At 61.7% G+C, this 19,500-nt stretch carries 11 protein-coding genes; 9 read left to right on the top strand and 2 right to left on the bottom strand.

Features of this window, described 5'->3' with window-relative positions:
- Positions 1–177: 177 nt before the first annotated feature.
- From H610_RS0111680 to H610_RS26120, 9 genes are read left to right on the top strand one after another with little or no spacing between them, the layout of a single operon-like run.
- A complete protein-coding gene (locus H610_RS0111680) occupies positions 178–1,443 on the top strand; it encodes an ATP-binding protein (protein WP_043238378.1) in 1,266 nt (421 codons plus the stop codon).
- An 8-nt stretch (positions 1,444–1,451) separates the two neighbouring features.
- Positions 1,452–2,798: an HD domain-containing phosphohydrolase gene (locus tag H610_RS0111675; protein WP_152529094.1), complete on the top strand. Its 1,347-nt coding sequence runs from the start codon at positions 1,452–1,454 to the stop codon at positions 2,796–2,798.
- Positions 2,795–3,337, top strand: a complete 543-nt coding sequence (locus tag H610_RS0111670) for a response regulator (RefSeq protein WP_028239832.1) — start codon at positions 2,795–2,797, stop codon at positions 3,335–3,337. The genes H610_RS0111675 and H610_RS0111670 overlap by 4 nt, the downstream gene beginning before the upstream one ends.
- Positions 3,330–3,995, top strand: coding sequence for a GTP-binding protein (locus H610_RS0111665; protein ID WP_028239831.1), 666 nt, complete (start codon positions 3,330–3,332; stop codon positions 3,993–3,995). The genes H610_RS0111670 and H610_RS0111665 overlap by 8 nt, the downstream gene beginning before the upstream one ends.
- Positions 3,988–5,115: a sensor histidine kinase gene (locus H610_RS0111660; RefSeq protein ID WP_028239830.1), complete on the top strand. Its 1,128-nt coding sequence runs from the start codon at positions 3,988–3,990 to the stop codon at positions 5,113–5,115. The genes H610_RS0111665 and H610_RS0111660 overlap by 8 nt, the downstream gene beginning before the upstream one ends.
- A 9-nt stretch (positions 5,116–5,124) precedes the next feature.
- Positions 5,125–7,368, top strand: coding sequence for an ATPase, T2SS/T4P/T4SS family (locus tag H610_RS0111655; protein WP_028239829.1), 2,244 nt, complete (start codon positions 5,125–5,127; stop codon positions 7,366–7,368).
- Positions 7,368–11,108, top strand: coding sequence for a PAS domain S-box protein (locus tag H610_RS25985; protein WP_051231695.1), 3,741 nt, complete (start codon positions 7,368–7,370; stop codon positions 11,106–11,108). Before H610_RS0111655 ends, H610_RS25985 begins: the two co-directional genes overlap by 1 nt.
- The gene (locus H610_RS0111645) at positions 11,105–11,563 is read left to right on the top strand and encodes a response regulator (RefSeq protein ID WP_028239828.1); all 459 of its coding nucleotides are present in this window, start codon (positions 11,105–11,107) and stop codon (positions 11,561–11,563) included. The genes H610_RS25985 and H610_RS0111645 overlap by 4 nt, the downstream gene beginning before the upstream one ends.
- Positions 11,560–14,766, top strand: coding sequence for an EAL domain-containing protein (locus tag H610_RS26120; protein ID WP_028239827.1), 3,207 nt, complete (start codon positions 11,560–11,562; stop codon positions 14,764–14,766). Before H610_RS0111645 ends, H610_RS26120 begins: the two co-directional genes overlap by 4 nt.
- A 64-nt stretch (positions 14,767–14,830) precedes the next feature.
- Here H610_RS26120 and H610_RS0111635 read toward each other — a convergent pair whose 3' ends face one another.
- Both H610_RS0111635 and H610_RS0111630 read right to left on the bottom strand, forming a co-directional pair.
- Positions 14,831–18,433 carry an EAL domain-containing protein gene (locus tag H610_RS0111635; RefSeq protein ID WP_028239826.1) on the bottom strand — a complete coding sequence of 1,201 codons (3,603 nt, stop codon included), beginning with the start codon at positions 18,431–18,433 and terminating at the stop codon, positions 14,831–14,833.
- A 22-nt stretch (positions 18,434–18,455) separates the two neighbouring features.
- Positions 18,456–19,496, bottom strand: coding sequence for a chemotaxis protein CheB (locus tag H610_RS0111630; RefSeq protein WP_028239825.1), 1,041 nt, complete (start codon positions 19,494–19,496; stop codon positions 18,456–18,458).
- Positions 19,497–19,500: the final 4 nt, after the last annotated feature.

Below are 19,500 nucleotides of genomic sequence, written 5' to 3'. Positions count from 1 at the left end.
CCGTACGTCGCACTCTCTGCCTTGTGGATAAAGGAAAAACCGAGCGTGCCGACAATCAACCACAAGGCGGTTTTTCTGGAGCAGGCCGTCATGCGAGCCCATAATCTGGCGCCAATGAAGCGTCGGGCGCAGCCCAAGGCAAAAAGTTAGTTTTCAACTGCACAGGAGCGCAATTGAATGAGTTCCACTGAGTTGCTGCGTGCCCTGACTGAAAATATCGGCCTTGGGGTCATCGTGCTCGATGCCGAGCTCCGCGTCGAACACTGGAACACCTTCATCACGCAGCGGAGCAGGAGCGAACTCGATCAGGCGCGTGGACGACTGTTTCTCGAAGTCTTTCCGGAAGCAGGTGCTGCGCGCTTCGAGCGGATGGTGGCGCTGGTACGTGACAAGGACAGGCATGTGTACAACCACTGGCTGGAATCGCCCCCGCTAGTGGAGCTATCGGCTACGGACGCCGACGAGCAAAGCTCATTGCAGAGCACCCTGCTTTTCCCTTTTCCGACTGCCGACGGTCTCGTCCATTATGCGCTGGTCATGTATGACACCAGCGCAATCGCCCGCTCCAGCGCGCAACTCGAAGCTGCCTTGAGCGCATTGAGCAAAAAACAGGCTGAGCAGCACCAACTGCTGAAAAAGCTCGAAACCGCCAACAGCCAGCTGCTTCAGTCGGAAAAGCTCGCCGCCATCGGGCAACTGGCCGCCGGTGTCGCGCATGAAATCAATAACCCCATTGGTTACGTGTTTTCCAACCTGAAATCATTGGGCGGCTACGTACGCGACATGCTGCGCATCATTGACGCCGTGGACAGCGCCAGCAGCCTGGATGAATTGCGTCAGCTGAAGATAAATCTCGAATATGAATACATCCGCGGCGACGTGGAGGCGCTGATTACCGAATCGGAAGACGGCATCGACCGAGTAAAACGAATCATCAGCGCACTCAAGGATTTTTCTCATATCGAGGAAGAAGAGTTTCGCCTGGCCGACCTGCACCGGGGCCTCGATACCACCCTCAACGTCGTCAACAACGAGCTCAAGTACAAGGCCGAGATCGTCAAGGAGTACGGCGAGCTACCCGATGTGGAGTGCATCCCGTCGCAGATAAACCAAGTAGTGATGAACCTGCTGGTCAATGCTGCGCATGCCATCGAGCAATTCGGCCGGATATCCCTTCGCACCGCCAGCGACGATGACTGGGCCTGGATAGAAGTCGAGGATACCGGCCTGGGAATCGATCCGAAGCTGATGAATCGCATCTATGAGCCCTTCTTTACGACCAAGCCGGTCGGGAAGGGTACTGGCCTCGGCCTGGCCCTTTCCTACAGCATCGTGCAGAAGCATCATGGGCGCATTGAAGTCCAGAGCGAGCTTGGCAAGGGTACGCGCTTTCGCGTCTGGCTCCCCCTAAGACAGCCTGCCGCGCAAGGTCTGGGGGGTTGAGCACGACCATGGCCATGTTGGAAAACGGACCTGTGGCGACTCTCCTGCTGGTCGACGACGAGGAAAACATCCTCAATAGTCTTCGTCGCGTGCTACGCCACGAACCCTATCGCCTGCTCCTCGCCACCAGTGGCGAGGCCGCACTGGATGTCTTCGAGCAGCAGCCGGTCGACCTGGTCATCTCCGATGCCCGCATGCCTGGCATGGACGGCGCGAGCCTGCTGGCGACCATTCAACGGCGCCGGCCGGAATGCCTGCGTATCCTGCTGACCGGCTATGCCGACATCGGCACGACCGTCAAGGCGATCAACGAAGGCCAGATCTACCGCTATATAAGCAAGCCTTGGGAAGATGACGAGTTGCGCCTCATCATCCGCCAGGCGCTGGCCTTCCAGAACTCCGAGCGCGAACGCGAGCGACTGGAACAGCTGACCCGGCAGCAGAACGCAGCCCTTCAGGAGCTCAACTCGACCCTGGAGGAGCGCATCCAGTCCCGCACCGCGGAGCTTGAAGAAACCGCAGACATGCTCGATCTAGCCTATGCCGAGCTACGCCGGAGCTACGTCACCGCCACCGAGGTGTTCGCCAACCTCGTCAACCAGCGGCTGAGCAAGGACCGGCAGACCAACACCCAGGTGGTCGCGCTCATCAAGGGGTATGCCGAACACTACGGGCTCGACGAGCGCACCAGCAACGATCTGGCGATGGCGGCCGCGCTCTACAACCTGGGCAAGCTGACCTGGGACGATCGCCTCCTCGCGATGCCCTCCGATGTCCTTTACAAGGAGGACCGGGCGCGTTACCGCGAATATCCGCAACTCGGCGAAAGCCTGCTGATGGCCCTGGAACCGGTCCAGAACGCCAGCAGCCTGATTCGTCATCACCAGGAGCGCTGGGACGGCAACGGATTTCCGGACAAGCTCGAAGGCGAGGCCATTCCCTTCGGCTCGCGCCTGCTCAAACTGGCCGTGGATTTCATCGAACTGCAGCGCGGCATGATTCTGGAGCGCCGCCTGAATCGTGACGAAGCCCTGCTGCTGCAGAAGAAATTCGCCGGGCGACTCTACGACCCCGAGCTCTGCACGCGCTTCATGGAAGTTTGCACCACCCTCGCCCCGGACCTCGCGCTGGCCGACGCGAGCATTCTCATCCTGGATACCCGTCGAGTGGAGCCGGGGATGGTCCTGGCGCGCAACCTCCACGCCGAAAACGGGATGCTGCTGCTCAATGAAGGCAAGGCACTCACACAGCCCCTGATCAACAAACTGATCGCCTTCGAATCGTCGGAGGGCGCCCGTTATACCCTGTTCGTGCGCAAGCCCGACGCGACGGCCCAAGTTGGAATTCTCAAATGATCAAAATCCAGTTGGTTGACGACGAACCGCACATCCTGAGCGCACTGCAGCGTGTATTACGCCCGCATGGCTGGACGGTGCACGGCTTCAGCGATGCCCAGTCGGCGCTGGACGCACTCTCCGAGCATGAATATGCGGTGATCGTTTCCGACTATCAGATGCCGAGCATCGATGGCGTCACGTACCTGCAGTTCGCCAAGCAGCGCCAACCGCACGCCATGCGCATGGTGCTCAGCGCACACGGCGATCGCCAGGCGATGATGAATGCGATCAACCGAGCGGAGATTTACCGTTTCCTTTCCAAGCCCTGGGAAGACTACGAGATCGAGGCCGCGCTTCGTGCGGCCATCGACCTCTACCTGATGAAGATTCAGAACCAGCGCCTGCTATCCCAGCTGGAACGCCAGCAGACAGCATTGCAGCGCCAGCAGCAGGAGTTGTTGCGCCTGGAAACCGAGCACCCGGGCATCACGCGAGTCAGGCGCGACATCGATGGCGCCGTGCTGATCGATTTCGAGGGGCAGGCGGACTATGGCTGATTATCTGCCGCACGAGCGCAAGCTCACGCTCAAGGTGGTCTATTACGGTCCGGCCTTAAGCGGCAAGACCACGAACCTGATGCAGCTGCATACGCTGCTGCGACCACAGCGCAAGGGCGAGCTGATGGTGCTGGAGACCCGCGACGATCGCACGCTGTTCTTCGACGTGCTGCCGATCGGCCTGCGCGGCGAGCATGGCCTGGACTTGCGACTCAAGCTCTATACCGTGCCCGGACAGGTGCAGCACGACAGCACGCGTAAGGCGGTGCTGTCGCGCGCCGACGGGGTGATCTTCGTAGCGGACTCGCAACCACCGCAGCAGGACAACAACGCCAACGCGTTCGATAACCTTGCCGACAACCTGCAGAAGCTGGGCATGGACATAGAGCAGTTGCCGATCGTCGTGCAGTTCAACAAGCGCGACGTGCCCGGCGCGGTCGACGAAGCCGAGCTGCAGAGGCGCTGGCGCCAAACCCCATGGGCACCGCTCTGCATGGCAGCGGCAATAAATGGCGAGGGAGTGGTCGAGAGCTTCCGGCTGTTGCTCAAGCGCCTTTATCCAGTGCTCGACCGGGAATTCCACCTCGCCGCCGACGAAGGCATCAGTGAGGATGACTTCGTCCGCCGACTCAGCGCCCTGGATGCGGATCATGCGTAGTTTCGAGGACGATCCGACCCTCTCCGAGCTGCTGCCCGGCGACCGCCAGCAACAGCTGTTGCAGTTGCTGCAGGTTTTGAGCGGGCGCCCGCTGGTCTTGAGCGAAACACCGCTGACCGGCGCCCAGGCGATCGAATTCAACCTGGAGACGCTTGGCTGGCTGCATTGTCCCGAGCAGCCCCGGGTGCAGCAGGCAGCTGCCCGACTGCTGGAGTTCGTGCTGTTCTACGTCGGCAAGTACCGTCTGGCCGCCAACCTTCATCACGACAGCACCGAAGCGAGCTTTGCCGAGCTGCAGCGCAAGCACGCCGCGCTACAGGAGTCGGAGGCCCGCTACAAGGCCCTCGCCGAGCAACTCCAGGCACGCGTGCAGGAGCAGGTCCAGGTCATCGAAAAGACCCAGCAGCAGTTGTACGAAACGGCACGCCTGCGCGCGATCGGCCAGTTGGCCGCCGGCGTCGCACACGAAATCAACAACCCGATCGGCTTCATTGCCAGCAATCTGCGGGTCGCTGGGGACTATCTCGGCGAGCTGGAGCAAAAGCTGCCGGCAGACCAGGGCACTGCCTTCCTTCTGGAGGACTTCCGGGCCTTGCTCAGCGAGTCGGCCAGCGGTACCCGCCGGATCGAGACGATCGTCAACGACCTCAAGACTTTTTCCAACATCGATCAGGCCGACTTCGTGCCTTGCGACCTGAATGGTCTGCTGGCCACCACCTGCCACCTGCTGCAAACCGAAGGTCAAGCGCTGGATATCCAGCTCAGACCGGGAACGCTGCCGCGTCTGTCAGGCTATCCGGCCAAGTTGTCGCAGGCCTTCTACAACGTGCTGGACAATTCAGCGAAGTCACTCGGCGAACAGGGCTGCATCCTCGTCAGTACCCGGCAGCTCGAGGACGGAACACCGGAAGTGGTCATCGAGGATAACGGCTGCGGTATTTCCGAGACGGACCTTCCACGCGTGTTCGATCCGTTCTTCACGACCCGGCCGGTCGGCTCCGGCACCGGGCTGGGTCTTACCGTGGCGCGGGATATTCTGATCGCGCATCGAGGCGAAGTTCTGCTGAACAGCCGCCAGGGCGTAGGCACCTGCGTGCGTCTGCGCTTTCCTCGCCGATAAGGAGTCATCGTGGCGAAACGGTATGCATCGCTGTTCGTGGGGGACGAGCCGGCCACAGACAAGGGAGAGACGGCGCCCAGCGCCCCCTATCGCCTACTGCTGGTGGACGACGAACCCAACATTCTCGCGGCGTTACGCCGGGTGCTGCAGCGGGAAAACTACGACGTGCATTTCGCCCGTAACGGTTTCGAAGCACTGAGGATCCTGGAAACCAAACCGATCAACCTGATCATCAGCGACTTCATGATGCCCGGCATGAACGGGAGCGAGCTGCTCGCCAAGGTGCGCGAAGGCTGGCCCGAGATCATCCGCATCATGCTCACCGGGCATGCCAACACCGAGGCGGTGATGGGCTCGGTGAAGGACGGCGCGGTGTATCGCTTCATCCTCAAGCCATGGAACGACGACGATCTGCGCCTGACCATCGCCCTCGCGCTGGAACAGTACGCGCTGCTGCAACGGACTCGCGCGCTGGAGCAGGAAAACCGCAAACAGCACCGCGACCTGGATACGCTGGCCAAGCTCGGCGTCACCAATCGCAGCCAGCTGGCGATCATGTTGCACAAGAAGGGACTGCTCAACGCTCAGCAGATCCAGCTGCTGCACAAGGAGATGCAGTCGCACAAGACGCCGGTCATGCGTCAGCTGATGCAGCACGACTGGGTCGACAGCGGCAAGGTCTTCGAGCTGCTGCGCAAGGACCTGATGTTCGAAGAGGTCGACCTGCGCGAGTTCCAGCTCGACCCCGCCCTGCTCGCCCTGCTTCCGCAGGCGGTCTGCGTCCGTCAGTTGGTGCTGCCGTTGCGCGTGGTCGACCAGCGCTTGCGCCTGGTCATGGCCGATCCGATGGACATGGGGCTGATCGAAGAACTCGGCTTCATGACCGGCTACAGCATCCACCCGCTGCTCTGCGAGCTCGGGCAGATCCAGGCCAAGCTCAACGAACTGTTCGGCGAACCCGGCAAACAGCTGGAAGACCTCGCCACGGTAGTCGGCTCCAGCGATCCTTACGAAGGCATCGAAATCGTCATCGAGGATGAAGGCGGCAGTGAAAGCCTCGAGCAGTTGCTCGGAAGCTCCGAAGAGCCGCCGGCCATCCGACTGGTCAACGCGATCATTCTCGAGGCCCTGCGGCTGGGCGCGAGCGACATCCACATCCATCCGCGAACCAAGCACGTGGTGGTGCGCTATCGCATCGACGGCGTGCTGCAGGACAAGATCCAGATTCCGACTGCCCAGCTGATGTCGCTGGTGTCGCGGATCAAGGTCATGGCCGAGCTCGACATCACCGAGCGCCGTCGGCCGCAGGACGGCCGTATCACGGTGAAAACGCCGATGCGCATCGTCGATCTGCGCATTTCGACGCTGCCGACGATAAATGGCGAGAAGGTGGTCATGCGCGTGCTGGAGCGCCAGTCGGCAGCGCAATCGCTGGAAGACCTCGGGCTGTCGGCGCACAACCTGCGGCGGCTCATGTACGTGGTGAACAAGCCGCAGGGCATCGTTCTCGCCACGGGCCCGACCGGCAGCGGCAAGACCACCACGCTGTTCGCCCTGCTGCAGCACGAAGCCTCGTCCGAGAAGAACTACGTCACCATCGAGGACCCGGTGGAATTCCATGTGGATCTGGCCGGACAGGTCCCGGTGCGCGAACGCATCGGCTTGAGTTTCGCCAGCATTCTGCGGGCCATCCTGCGGCAGGACCCGGACGTGATTCTGCTGGGCGAGATCCGCGACGAGGAAACCGCCGATGTGGCCTTCCATGCGGCGCTGACCGGGCACCTGGTGTTCTCCACCCTGCATACCAACTCGGCGGCGGCGACCATCGCCCGGCTGTTCGATCTCGGCCTGAAACCCTATGTGCTGGCCTCGGCACTCGAGGCGATCATCGCCCAGCGGCTGGTGCGGCGGATCTGCATGAACTGCCGGGAACCGGTCACCCCCCCGCAGGAGCGTCTGCGCAGCCTGGGTCCAGGCTTCCTGGACCCGAACCTCCGCTTCTTCCACGGTCGCGGCTGCAGCCAGTGCCATCAGGGTTACAAGGGGCGTGTCGGGGTGCATGAGGTGCTGACCATGAGCGATGCCCTGCGCGATGCCATCTCCCAGGGAGCCAGCGCCATGCACTTGCAGACCATGGCCCGCGAGGAAGGCATGACGACCCTGCTCGACGATGCACGGGAGAAGATCGATCTCGGCCTGACCACGATCGACGAGGTGCTTCGCCTGCTGGGCCCTCAGGATTTGCAGCCATAATGACGTCGCCGCGCCACCTGGTTTACCAGGCGTACCTTTACGCGCTGGCCTTTACGCTGATCGGCATGGGCGTGGTCGGCCTCGCCGGCTCACTGCGTATCCAGCATTCGGCTCTGCATGCGCTGGTACTGAATCCTGACAGCATGCTGCTCTCCCCTCTGCTCGGCGCCGCGCTCCTCGCCGCCGTGCGGCATCGTGTCAGGGTGCTGCGAATCATCTGCGCGGCGCTGTTGGCGATGACGCTCTACAGCATTCTGGATAACGCCCTGGCCGGCCATTCGGGGGACACCTCCTGGCTCAGCGACAGTCTGCATGCACGCAGCGGACTGGCGCTCACCGGCTTGCTGCTGACGATCGCGATCTGGCTCGTGACCGAGCAACCGCGAATCAGGTGGTTGGGTCAGGTGCTTGGCCTGAGCGCGGCTCTGGTCGACCCCGCAGCCCAAATCATGGGCTGGACACCGATACTCGAGAGCGCCGGCACCCTGTCTTCCGCTTCCAGCCCGGTTGGCATACTGACTGTGCTGCTCGCCATGGCGGTCGTCTTGCTCGCATGGTTGCCGTACAAACGGGAGCGCGAACTGGACAGGCAAGCCATTGTGGCAGGAGCCATCGGCACCCTGCTCACCTGCCTGAGTTTGTATCTGCTGAACCTGCAGACGATCGAATCGGTCAGTCGCGAGAGCGAACTGCTGCTGGAGAAGGTGCAGAGCACCGTCGAGCGCAACGTGCAGGAGCGCCTTGCGCTCATGCAGCGGATGGCCGAACGCTGGCAGGCACTCGGAGCGCTACCCGAGCCCGTGCTCTGGCAGCAGGAGGCCCGCAGTTATCTACGTGACTACCCAAGTCTGCAAGCACTTGCCGTACTTGATGAGAATCTGCGGCCGCTATGGGTCGAGGCTCGTGATGACCAACAGGAGTACTGGCTCGAGCAGTTTCTTGCCGGAACCGGGCAATGGTTCATGCATGTACGCGAGGAACACTTTCCTCACCTGAGCGAACCGCATCGTCTGGCCGATGGACAGAGTCAGGTGCTGGTAGCCGCACCGATATGGTTACCGACATTGCCCAACGGGTTCCTGGTAGCCAGCCTCGATATTCAGAGATCCTTTTTCGAAGCGTTGGCCCCAGACCTGAGCGGCTTTGGGGTTCGCGCTTATGATGGCGGCACCCTGGTCTTCAGTTCTCTGGGCCATGGAGACCTGTCCGTGGGCACGCGCGAACTCCCGCTCCACCACGATGTCAACCTGCTGCTGCAGACCTATGTCGCCAGTCCGGGGGAGCTCTACGCGTCCACGCATTTCTCCACGCTGGTCATGCTGTGCGGTTTGAGCCTCAGTTTTCTACTGATACTCAGCCAGCGCCTGGCTTCATTGGCCAGAATTCGAGCCCGCCGCCTCAAGGCCACCAGCCTCGAACTTGGAAAAAGCCTCGATCGTCAGCTGCGCCTGCAGGCTTTGAACCAGCGGATCATCGACTTCTCCCTCGACGTAGTGTGCTCTGTCGACCGCCAGGGACGCTTTTGCGATCTCAGCCCCGCCTGCGAGGCGGTACTCGGTTACCGCGCGGAGGAACTGATAGGTCGCCCGTTCATCGACTTCGTATTACCAGAGGACCGCTCGCGCACCCGCGAAGAAGCAGCCGCCATCATGAGCGGCCGTGCGACGCGCAGCTTCCATAACCGCTATCGACGCAAAGACGGACGCATCGTCCATATTCTCTGGTCTGCCGGCTGGTCTCCGGAAGAAGAGGTGATTTTCGCAGTTGCGCATGACATCACCCACATGATGCAGTACGAGATGTTCGCCGAGCACCAGAGAGACATCCTCGGCATGGTGACCAGCGACCGCTCGCTGACGCAAACCCTGGAAGCCATATGCCTGATGGTTCAGGCACAGGAACCCAAAGCCCTGGCCTCCGTGCTTCTTGCCGCCGAAGGCGAGCGTCTGGTCACCGGTGCTGCACCAGACCTGCCAGCCGACTACAGCCAGGCCATCGATGGCCTGAAAATCTCGGATGCGCGCGCGTGTGCCGCAGCGGCGTTTCACCGCCGGCTGGTCGTGTCCGAGGATCTGGCTCAGGACCCGCTCTGGCAAGATTTTCGCAGCCTGACGCTAAAGCATGGCCTGCGTGCCTGCTGGGCCTTGCCGCTGATGTCGCATCACGGCACGGTGCTGGGCACGCTTGCCGTATACATGCCAGCGATCCAGACGCCGAACGAGGATCAGATCGGACTCATGGAAGCCGCCGCGCAGCTGGCGGCAATAGCCATCGTGCGAAAGCGCGATCGGCAGCGGCTGCAGGAAAGCGAACAACGGTTCCGCTCGCTTTTCGCCTTCAATCCGGACCCGGTGGTGTCCTTCGACCTTGCAGGCAGGATCCAGAGCATCAATGACGCTGGACTGGCGCTGTCGGGATATGACGCCGGCGAACTCGACGGCCAGCACTTCTCCGGGTTCGTCGCCGACGACGATCGGACTCGTGTCACCCAGCATTTCGCGGCGGCCTGCGCCGGAAAGCCGCAACGCTACGAGCTGCTGGGCCGCGACCGGCAGCACAATCCGCGGATGCTCGACATGACCAATCTGCCGATCGTGGTCGATGGACAGATTGTCGGCGTGTTCGGGATCGCCAAGGACATCAGCGAGCGCAAGCAGGCACAGCAGGAAACACTTCGGTTGGCGGAACGCCTGACCATCACGCTGGAAAGCATCAGCGATGCCTTTCACACCTTCGATAACGACTGGCGATTCACCTTCGTCAACAGCGAGTCCGCGCGCCTGCTCGGCATGTGCGTCCAAGACATGCTCGGTGCCGAAGTCTGGTCGGCCTTTCCCGGCTCGCGGGAAAGTGAAGTCGGCGAGCGCTTCCTGCGCGCGGCCGAACGCCAGGAGGCGGAGCACTTCGAAACCTTCTACGAACCACTGGGACTCTGGCTTGAGGTACACGCCTACCCTTCGGAGGAAGGGCTGGCCGTTTACTTCCAGGACATTTCGGAGCGAAAGCGCACCGAGCATGCTCTGCAAACCACACTCGAAGAGCTCGAACGCAGCAACCGCGAGCTGGAAGAGTTCGCCTTCGTCGCATCCCACGATCTGCAGGAACCGCTGCGCAAGATCCAGGCATTCTCGGAGCGCCTGGAGGCACGAGCTTCCGGACTCGACGACGTCAGCCACGACTATCTCAGGCGCATGACCTCCGCTGCCGCGCGGATGCAGGCGCTGATCATCGACCTGCTCGACTACTCACGGGTCAATACGCGTGGCCAGCCCTTCCAACGGCTGCAGCTCGGAGAAATCGTCAAGGAGGTGCTGCAAGACATGGAAACCACACTGGAACAGTCCCGGGCGCAGATCGAGTGCGCCTGGCTGCCAAGCGTGATGGGCGATCCATCGCAAATGCGACGAGTCGTTCAGAACCTGCTGAGCAACGCCGTCAAGTTCCAGCCCCCCAAGGCCCGTCCGGTAATCCGCATTTATGCCGAGCGCGAGAGCGCCGACGCCTGGACACTCTGTGTCGAGAACAATGGCATCGGCTTCGACGAAAAGTACCTCGACCGCATCTTCAACCCGTTCCAGCGCCTGCATGGCCGCGACGCCTATGCCGGCACCGGCATCGGACTGGCCATCGTCAAGAAGATCGCCGAACGCCATGGTGGAGGTGTGACCGCGAACAGTTCTCCGGGGAGGGGAAGCGTGTTCCGTCTCATCTTCCCGAATATCGATGAGGCTTGCGCATGACTGAACGGCAGCCCATGCACGTGTTGATCGCCGACGATGATCCGGACGATTGTCTGTTGGTACGCGAAGCATTCAGGGAGTGCGGGATCACCAATCCCGTCCGTTTCGTGCATAACGGCCAAGAGCTGCTGGACTATCTTCGGCAGCATCCCCCCTATGACGACCAACGACAATATCCTTTGCCTGGCCTCATTCTTCTGGACCTCAACATGCCACTGAAGGACGGGCGCGAAGCGCTGATCGAAATCAAGTCGGACGCACAGCTGCGTGCCATACCGGTGGTGGTAATGAGCACCACTTCCGCCGACGAAGACATCGTCGGCAGCTACCGCCTCGGCAGCAATTCCTTCATCACCAAGCCGGCCAGCTTCAACGGGCTGCTCGATGTGGTGAAAGTGCTCGGCCGCTACTGGCTGGGGACCGTCAAACTGCCAGGCAATGGGAGCCAAGCATGAGTCCAGCTGCCCGCATGTTGCGCCTGTTGCTGATCGATGACGACGAAGACGATTTTTTCATCACCCGGGCTCTGTTGCGTCAGGCCAGCAGCCAGGCCTTCGAGCTGGAATGGCAGAGCGAATATACGCAGGCGTTGGAAACCGTCGTGAGCCAGGCTCACGACCTGTACCTGGTGGATTACCGGCTGGGCCTCGAGTCGGGGCTGGAACTCATCGGCCAGGCACTGAAAGCCGGCGTCAACAAGCCCTTCATCCTGCTCACCGGCCAGGGAGACGCCCGGCTGGATGCCAGTGCCATCGAACTGGGAGCGGCGGATTATCTGGTCAAGGGGCAGTTCGATAGCCACCAGTTGGTGCGCAGCATTCGGTACGCGGTGGAGAGGCACCAGGCCACTCTCCGCCTGGCCGACAGCGAGATGCGCTACCGGCTGCTGTTCGAATCCAACCCCGAACCCATGTGGGTGTTCAGCAAGGAAACGCTGTGCTTTCTCGCGGTGAACGAGGCGGCCGTTAGCTTTTTTGGCCATCCGAAAGACGAGTTATTGCGAAAGACGCAACTGGACATCCGAGGCCCCGAAGAACAGGCCCGCTTTCTCGCCTGCCTGGCCCCTTCACATCCGTCGTCGATTTCCCAGCCCAATATCGGCATTTGGAAATATCGCCACAAGAACGGTAACGAAATCTTCGCCGAGGTCCTGGCGCACGACATCGACTTCGACAATCAGCCCTGCCGACTGGTACTGGCCACCGATGCCACCGAGAAGGAAAGAGCCAGACTGGAAGCCAGACAACGCGAAAGAAGCTTCCGCAAGCTGCTCGACGATACGCGCGACGCGGTACTGGTAGTGGATGGCCTGGGCACCATCCACTACGCCAACCCCGCTGCCGAAAGTCTGTTTCGTGCCGGTCAGCAGGCGCTTCGACAACAACGGCTCGAGTTGCCCCAGGGGAGCGGCAATCTCTACGAATGGAGCATCCCGACGCCTGACGGCGAGCACGTACAGGTGGAAATCCATCTGTCGGAGACCGACTGGGAGGGGCGCCAGGCGAGCCTGCTGTCGCTACGCGACATTACCGAGCGCAAAGCGTCGGAAGAGCAGTTGCGCCTGCTCAAGCGCAGCCTGGAAGCCAGTTTCAATGGCGTGGTGATCACGGACGCACTCGCACCCGATCACCCCATCATCTACACCAACCCCGCTTTCGAGCGGATCACCGGCTACGCGGAAACGGAAGTGCTGGGTCGCAACTGCCGCTTCCTGCAGGCGGCCGACCGCGAACAGCGAGGGCTCGAAGATATCCGCCAGAGCCTGCCCCAGGAGCGGGAAGTGCATCTGGTATTGCGCAACTACCGCAAGGACGGCACGCCCTTCTGGAACGATCTATACATATCGCCGGTATTCAGCGGCTCCGGCAGGATCACCCATTTCGTCGGCGTGCTGAACGATATCAGCGAGCAGAAGCGCTATGAGAGCGAACTCAGCTTCAACGCCGGGCACGATTCCCTGACCGGCTTGCCGAATCGCTCCCTGCTCGAGGACCGCCTGCTGCAAGGGTGCCAGATCAGTCAGCGCTACAATCGCAACCTCGCGGTGATGTATATCGACCTCGATGGGTTCAAACCGATCAACGACTCGATCGACCACCATTTCGGCGACCGGTTGCTGGTCGAGGTCGCGCAGCGCATGAGCCAACAGGTTCGGCCCGGGGACACGGTGGCACGCATGGGGGGGGACGAGTTTGTCGTGGTCTTGCCCGACCTGGCCCGCGAAGCGGACGTGTTGCAGGTAGCCGAACGCCTGATCAGCAGCATTGCCCAGCCGTATCGCGTGCAGGGCATCGACCTGCATGTCACCGCGAGTATCGGTATCACCCTCAGCGACGGACACACTGACCAGCCGTTGCAGCTCATCCAGCAGGCCGACCTGGCCATGTACAAGGCCAAGCAGGAGGGGCGCAACAATTACCAGTGGTACACCCATGATCTCGATCGGCGGGTCAATGAAAGCGTCACACTGCGCAACGAGCTTCAGAAGGCCATCGAGAACCAGACGTTCATCCTGCACTACCAGCCGCAGATCGACGGTCGCAGCGGCCGCATCATCGGCCTGGAGGCCCTGCTGCGCTGGCAGCACCCGGAGCGGGGCCTGATCCAGCCGGACAAATTCGTACCGATCGCCGAGGACACCGGGCAGATCATTCCGCTGAGCCTGTGGGTACTCGACACGGCCTGCCGGCAGATCCGTCAGCTCGGAGCGCAAGGTATGAGCGGCCCGACGATCGCAATCAATATTTCGCCGACGCATTTCCAGCGCAGCAATTTCGTCGAAAGCATCCGGGCGGCCCTGCACAAGCACGAAATCAGCGCCCAGACACTCGAGCTGGAACTCACCGAGACGGTACTGATGAACAACCCGGAGCGTGCCATCGAAACCATGCATCAGCTCAAGCAGCTGGGCGTCAGGATCGCCATCGACGACTTCGGCACCGGATATTCGAGTCTCAGCTACCTCAAGCGCCTGCCGATCGACAAGGTGAAGATCGACCGCTCCTTCATCAAGGAAATTATCAGCGATCATCACGATGCGGCAATTACCCAGGGCATCATCTCCATGGCCCATCACCTGAGGCTCACGGTAATCGCCGAGGGTGTGGAAACCGAACCGCAGCTTGCCTTCCTGAAGAAAAGTCACTGTGACGAATTTCAGGGCTATTACTTTGCCAGGCCGATGCCCTATGCCGAACTCGAGAGTTTCCTGCGCTCGCGTTTGCTGGTATGCGAACCTGCACTGGCGAAACTGGAGCAGGGGAACCAGATCCAGACGCTCTTGTTGCTCGACGACGAGGAAAACATTCTTCGCGCCCTCGCCCGGGTTCTACGCCGTGACGGCTACCGGATTCTCATCGCCACCCGTGCACAGGACGCCTTCGAGCTGCTGGCCAAGCACGATGTGCAGGTCATCCTCTCCGACCAGCGCATGCCGGAAATGAACGGTACCGAGTTCCTCAGCCGGGTGAAGGACCTGTATCCCGAGACCGTGCGCATGGTGTTGTCCGGTTACACCGACCTGAAATCGGTGACGAACGCCATCAACGAAGGCTCGATCTACAAGTTCCTGACCAAACCATGGGACGACGAGCAGCTCAGGCTGCACATCGCCCAGGCGTTCCGTGAATACGTCGCGGCACAGAGCCGGGAGCCCTGAGGCCGGGGCGTCCCGACCGCTCTCCTCGCTTGCCAGGGGGCTTTGCGCGGCACCGCGGCGGCGATCAGGCGTTATGCTGCATCGAGCCCGGCAGGTTGCCTTCCAGTTGCAGCCGCATGCGCATGTTGTCCCGAACCAGCTCGCGCTGTCTGAACGCTTCGCGAAGCTGCACACGCAAATCCTCGACCTCCCAGGGCTTGGTGATGAAGCGGTAGATCACACCTTCATTGACCGCCTTGAGGATGTGGCTGACCTCGGTGGAGGCACTCAGCACGACACGAATGACATCCGGGTAGAGAACCCTGATCTGCCTGAGCAGCTCCACTCCGCCCATCTGGTGTAGCCGAAGGTCGGTCAGCACCACATCCACCGGATAGGACGCCAGCAGCGACAGCGCCGTGCGCGGGCAGGTGGCGGTCAATATCCGGTAGTTCTCCAGACGCAGCTCGCGCTGCAGCGCATTGAGAATGCTTCGCTCGTCGTCGACCAGCAGCAGGTAGCGTTCATGCTCGGCCAGCATGTGCAGGGGCAGACGCAGGTTCGACTGGCTGGAGACGAAGGCCATGCACTGCTCGGGCGGCAGAGGGCGGGAATAATAGAACCCTTGCAGTTCGTCGCAACCGGCGCGCTGGAGAAAGCCCAGCTCCTCCGCGGTCTCCACGCCCTCGGCGATGACCTTGATACCCAGGTCGTGACCGATGGAAATCATCGAGCGTGTCAGTGACGCACTGTCAGGATCCAGATGCACTTCGTTGATGAAACTCCGGTCGATCTTCAACTGGCTGAAGGGAAAGCGCTTGAGGTAGCCGAGCGATGAATAGCCAGTGCCGAAGTCATCGATGGAAAATTGGATGCCGAGCTCGCATAACGCGGTCATCTTCTCCAGCACCTGATTGGCATCGGCCATGAGGGAGGTTTCGGTCACCTCGAGCTTGAGCAGACCTGGTGTCACCTGGTGCAGGCTTAGCGTGCGCTGGACCCGTTCGACGAAATCCGCATCCATCAGCGTGAGCGCCGAGATGTTCACCGCCATCCCAACGCCCTGCATCACGCCTTCCCAAAGCTTGAGCTGCCGGCACACAGCGTCGAGTACGAAGAAGTCTATGCCCACGATCAGCCCGGTTTCCTCAGCCAGCGGGATGAATTCATCCGGCGCGACCACCTGGCCCTCGCGCTGCCAGCGCACCAGCGCCTCGAAGCCACACAGCCGTCCGCAGGCCAGATCGAGCTGCGGCTGATAAACCACACGGAATTCAGCATTGTGCAGCGCATGGCGGATTTGCCTCTCCAGGAGTAGGCGGCGCTGTATCTGTTCGTTCATCTCCGGAGCGAAGGCACAGACACGGTTGCGCCCCAGGCTCTTCGCCCGGTACATCGCCGTGTCGGCATTACGCAGAAGCGTAACGACATCCCGTCCATTCTCCGGGTAACAGCTGAAGCCTATGCTGCAACTGACCACCAGTTCATGGTCGTCGAGCACCAGGGGCTCGGCAACGCGCTCCTGCAGGCGCTCGAGCCAGCCGAGCCGCTCGCCACACATGCCACTATCGGTCAGCAGAATGACGAACTCGTCGCCGCCGAGCCGAGCGAGCGTATCGGTCTGCCGGGTGCATGCCTGAAGGCGCCTGGCGATCAGTTGCAGCAGACGGTCGCCGACGTTGTGGCCGAGACTGTCATTAACCACCTTGAAGCGATCCAGGTCGATGAAGACGAGCGTAAAGGACTCCTGATTGCGCTCGGCAAAGGCGATCGCCTGCTGGATGCGGTCGTTCAACAGGTTGCGGTTGGCCAACCCGGTCAGCCCGTCGTGGTTGGCCTGATGCTCGAGTTCGCTCTGATACCGCTTGGCCTCTGTGATGTCGTGCAGGATGCCAACGAAATGGCTGACCTTGCCACGGTCGTTCACCACCGGCGATAGCGTCAGTTCATTCCAGAATTCGGAGCCATCCTTACGGAAATTGCGCAGGACCGCGGAGCCTTCCTTTCCGGTCCGCAGGGCCTCGCGGATACCCAGCAGGGCGGCCTGATTCCTGTCTTCGCCCTGCAGGAAGCGGCAGTTCCTCCCCAGCACCTCGTCACTGGTATAACCGCTGATACGCTCGAAAGCCGGGTTGACGTAGACGATCGGCTGGCCGGGTTGCAGGTTGTCGGTAATGACGATCGCATTGACACTGGCTTCCACCGCGCGGGTGCGGATGCGCATTTCGATATTGCGTCGGCGCTCCTGGCTGATGTCCTGGAACACCGAGATCGATCCGAGCGCCTTCCCCGACTCGTCGCGGAAGGGCACCGCCGAGGTCAGGATCGTCTTCTGCTCCCCATCGAAAGCCTCGACGTCGATCACCTGATTGCGCAAGGCCCTGTCTTCCCGGGCGGCGACAAGCAGCGGCCAGTCCTCTTCGCCAAGCCGTTCGCCGGTTTCTGCCCAAACGCCCTGCAAACGGGCCTTGTCGCTCTGGCGAAGCCCGTCGCCGGCATTCCAGATGCGCGCACTCTCCGCATTGCTCATCACCAGCTGGCCTTGCTGATCGGCGACCACCACGCCCACGGGCAAACTCTCGAGAACACCTCGCAGCAGCGACTCGCTGCGGGCCAGCGCCAGAGTGCGCAGCTTGACCTGCTGCTCCATGCCGGCGAACAGCCGCGCCCGCCCGAGCGCCATGGATAACTGCTGGCCGATCGAGGTCAGCGCGTTCAGCGCCTCTTCCGCCCAGTTCGCGCCGTCGTGGCGCAACACGTTCAGCATGCCGATGGTCATGTCGCCGAGCATGAGCGGTATGCAGGCGTGCGAACTGCCACCGGGACGGTCCTGCAGCGCCGGACAAGAAGCCATGTTCGCCGGCGAATACAGACGCCGATTACGCCAAGCCTGCACGCACGGGCAGTCCGCGGCACAACGCTGGAGAAGCTGCGACATCTGCGCCAGACCGTATCCGCGCGCGCCCGCCAACCGTATCGACTGTCGCTCGTCCTCCTCCGCGACCGCCAGCAGCAGCCAGGCACCGCTCGCCTCCGGAAAATCGAGGATATGTGCCAGCGCGGCGTCGACCACGTCTTGCTCGCTCCTGGCATCGCTCAACCCTGCGGTGAAATCGAACAGGCAGTTGAGCAGCAGATTGCTCCGTGCCAGTTCGTCATGCTTGCCTTGCAGCTGGTGGTTGAGCAGGATGCCCTGCTCATAGGTGGAAATGAGCAGATCGAAGATCTGCTGGCGGTCGGCGGTAATGAAGTGCCGCTCGCCCTCCAGCAGGATCTCGACCCCCATCTGCATCCGTTCCCGTGTACGCAACTCCAGATTCACCAGGAAATAGCGGATGCGCGACATCAGGTACTTTTCGTCATAGGGCTTGACGATGAAGTTGTCCGCCCCCGACGCCAGGCCATGGACGACGTCTCGGGCGTCGCTCAGGTGAGTGACGAGGATCAGCGGAATACTGGCGGTTTTCGGGTCGTTCTTGAGATGCCGACAAAGCGTATAGCCATCCATCTCCGGCATGACGATATCGCTGATCACGACGGTCGGCGGCTGCTCGGCGACCAGCGCCAGCGCCTCGATGCCATTGGTGGCGACACGCACCCGGCATCCGGCAGCTTCGAGCAGATATTGCAGTTCGAGCGCCTGTGTGGGGCTGTCCTCGACGATCAGAATGTCAGCGGTATCGTACATGACGCATTCCTGGCGTTTCTCTTTACGACGCTAATTGCTCAGCTATCGAATTGATCATTTCGGCGATACCTCCTGAGGGCAGAACCTCGCAGGCGGCTTGCAGGTCGATGGCTGCACGCGGCATCGAATCGATGACGGCATCGCCGGGATCCTGAACCAGGGTCATCGCGCCTGCCCGCCGAAGCTCGCTCAGACCGGCGGCGCCGTCGCGGCCCATGCCCGACAGCTGGATGCCAATGGCCTGTTTGCCCAGCGCCTTGGCCACCGAAAAAAACAGATCGTCCGCAGACGGGCAAAAGGTCTGCTCCAGCCCGCATTTTTCCAGGCGCATCCGGCAACTCCCGGCGACTCCGGCCTGCCAGCCTTCTGGCGCCAAATAGAGGACGCCAGGATGTAGCACTTCGCCATCACTCGCAATACGCACCGACATCGACGTGACGCTTTCCAGCCATTGAGCGAAACTCGCGAGGAAGCCGGGCGCGATGTGCTGTACCAGGATCAACGGCCAGGGTTGATTCGGCCGCAAACGCTGGAGGAACGTCTTGAGTGCTGCCGGTCCGCCGGCGGAAGCGGCGATGGCCACCAGCCTCGGCGTCGTTGCGATCGCCGCGCCGATCCGCCCGGCGGGGGCCGGCACGATGCGCTGCGCGCTCGATCGGGGGCGGCGAACCACCTTGACCTGCGACATGACGCGCAGGGTTCGCAACAACTCATCGGTACGCTGATCGAAATCGGGCGCGTCGGGGCCTGCCGGTTTCTCCAGCACCGCCACCGCGCCGACTTCCAGCGCCCGCATCGCGGTTGCCGACTCGGAGAGGTTCGTACTGGCAGTGAGTACGACTACTGGCAGGGCGTACTGCTTGAGGATCAGTGAAGTCGCGGTGTACCCATCCATGCCCGGCATGTGCACGTCCATGGTGACGATGTCGGGCGCATAGCGACCGAGGATTTCGAGCGCCTGTGCGCCGGACACGGCCACGCGCACCTCGGCACCGCTGCTTTCGAGCATGGCGCGAAGCAACATGCACACGACCGGTGAATCGTCGACGACCAGCACTCGCATGTTG

The sequence above is a fragment of the Stutzerimonas azotifigens DSM 17556 genome (assembly GCF_000425625.1).
Classification (GTDB): Bacteria; Pseudomonadota; Gammaproteobacteria; order Pseudomonadales; family Pseudomonadaceae; genus Stutzerimonas; species Stutzerimonas azotifigens.
This window is presented reverse-complemented; position numbering and strand designations above follow the sequence as displayed.

Excerpts from the sequence above, each read along its gene's own strand:
- H610_RS0111680 (WP_043238378.1), top strand. The coding sequence starts at position 178 with ATGAGTTCCACTGAGTTGCTGCGTGCCCTGACTGAAAATATCGGCCTT.
- H610_RS0111675 (WP_152529094.1), top strand. The coding sequence starts at position 1,452 with ATGGCCATGTTGGAAAACGGACCTGTGGCGACTCTCCTGCTGGTCGAC.
- H610_RS0111670 (WP_028239832.1), top strand. The coding sequence starts at position 2,795 with ATGATCAAAATCCAGTTGGTTGACGACGAACCGCACATCCTGAGCGCA.
- H610_RS0111665 (WP_028239831.1), top strand. The coding sequence starts at position 3,330 with ATGGCTGATTATCTGCCGCACGAGCGCAAGCTCACGCTCAAGGTGGTC.
- H610_RS0111660 (WP_028239830.1), top strand. The coding sequence starts at position 3,988 with ATGCGTAGTTTCGAGGACGATCCGACCCTCTCCGAGCTGCTGCCCGGC.
- H610_RS25985 (WP_051231695.1), top strand. The coding sequence starts at position 7,368 with ATGACGTCGCCGCGCCACCTGGTTTACCAGGCGTACCTTTACGCGCTG.
- H610_RS0111645 (WP_028239828.1), top strand. The coding sequence starts at position 11,105 with ATGACTGAACGGCAGCCCATGCACGTGTTGATCGCCGACGATGATCCG.
- H610_RS26120 (WP_028239827.1), top strand. The coding sequence starts at position 11,560 with ATGAGTCCAGCTGCCCGCATGTTGCGCCTGTTGCTGATCGATGACGAC.
- H610_RS0111635 (WP_028239826.1), bottom strand. The coding sequence starts at position 18,433 with ATGTACGATACCGCTGACATTCTGATCGTCGAGGACAGCCCCACACAG.
- H610_RS0111630 (WP_028239825.1), bottom strand. The coding sequence starts at position 19,496 with ATGCGAGTGCTGGTCGTCGACGATTCACCGGTCGTGTGCATGTTGCTT.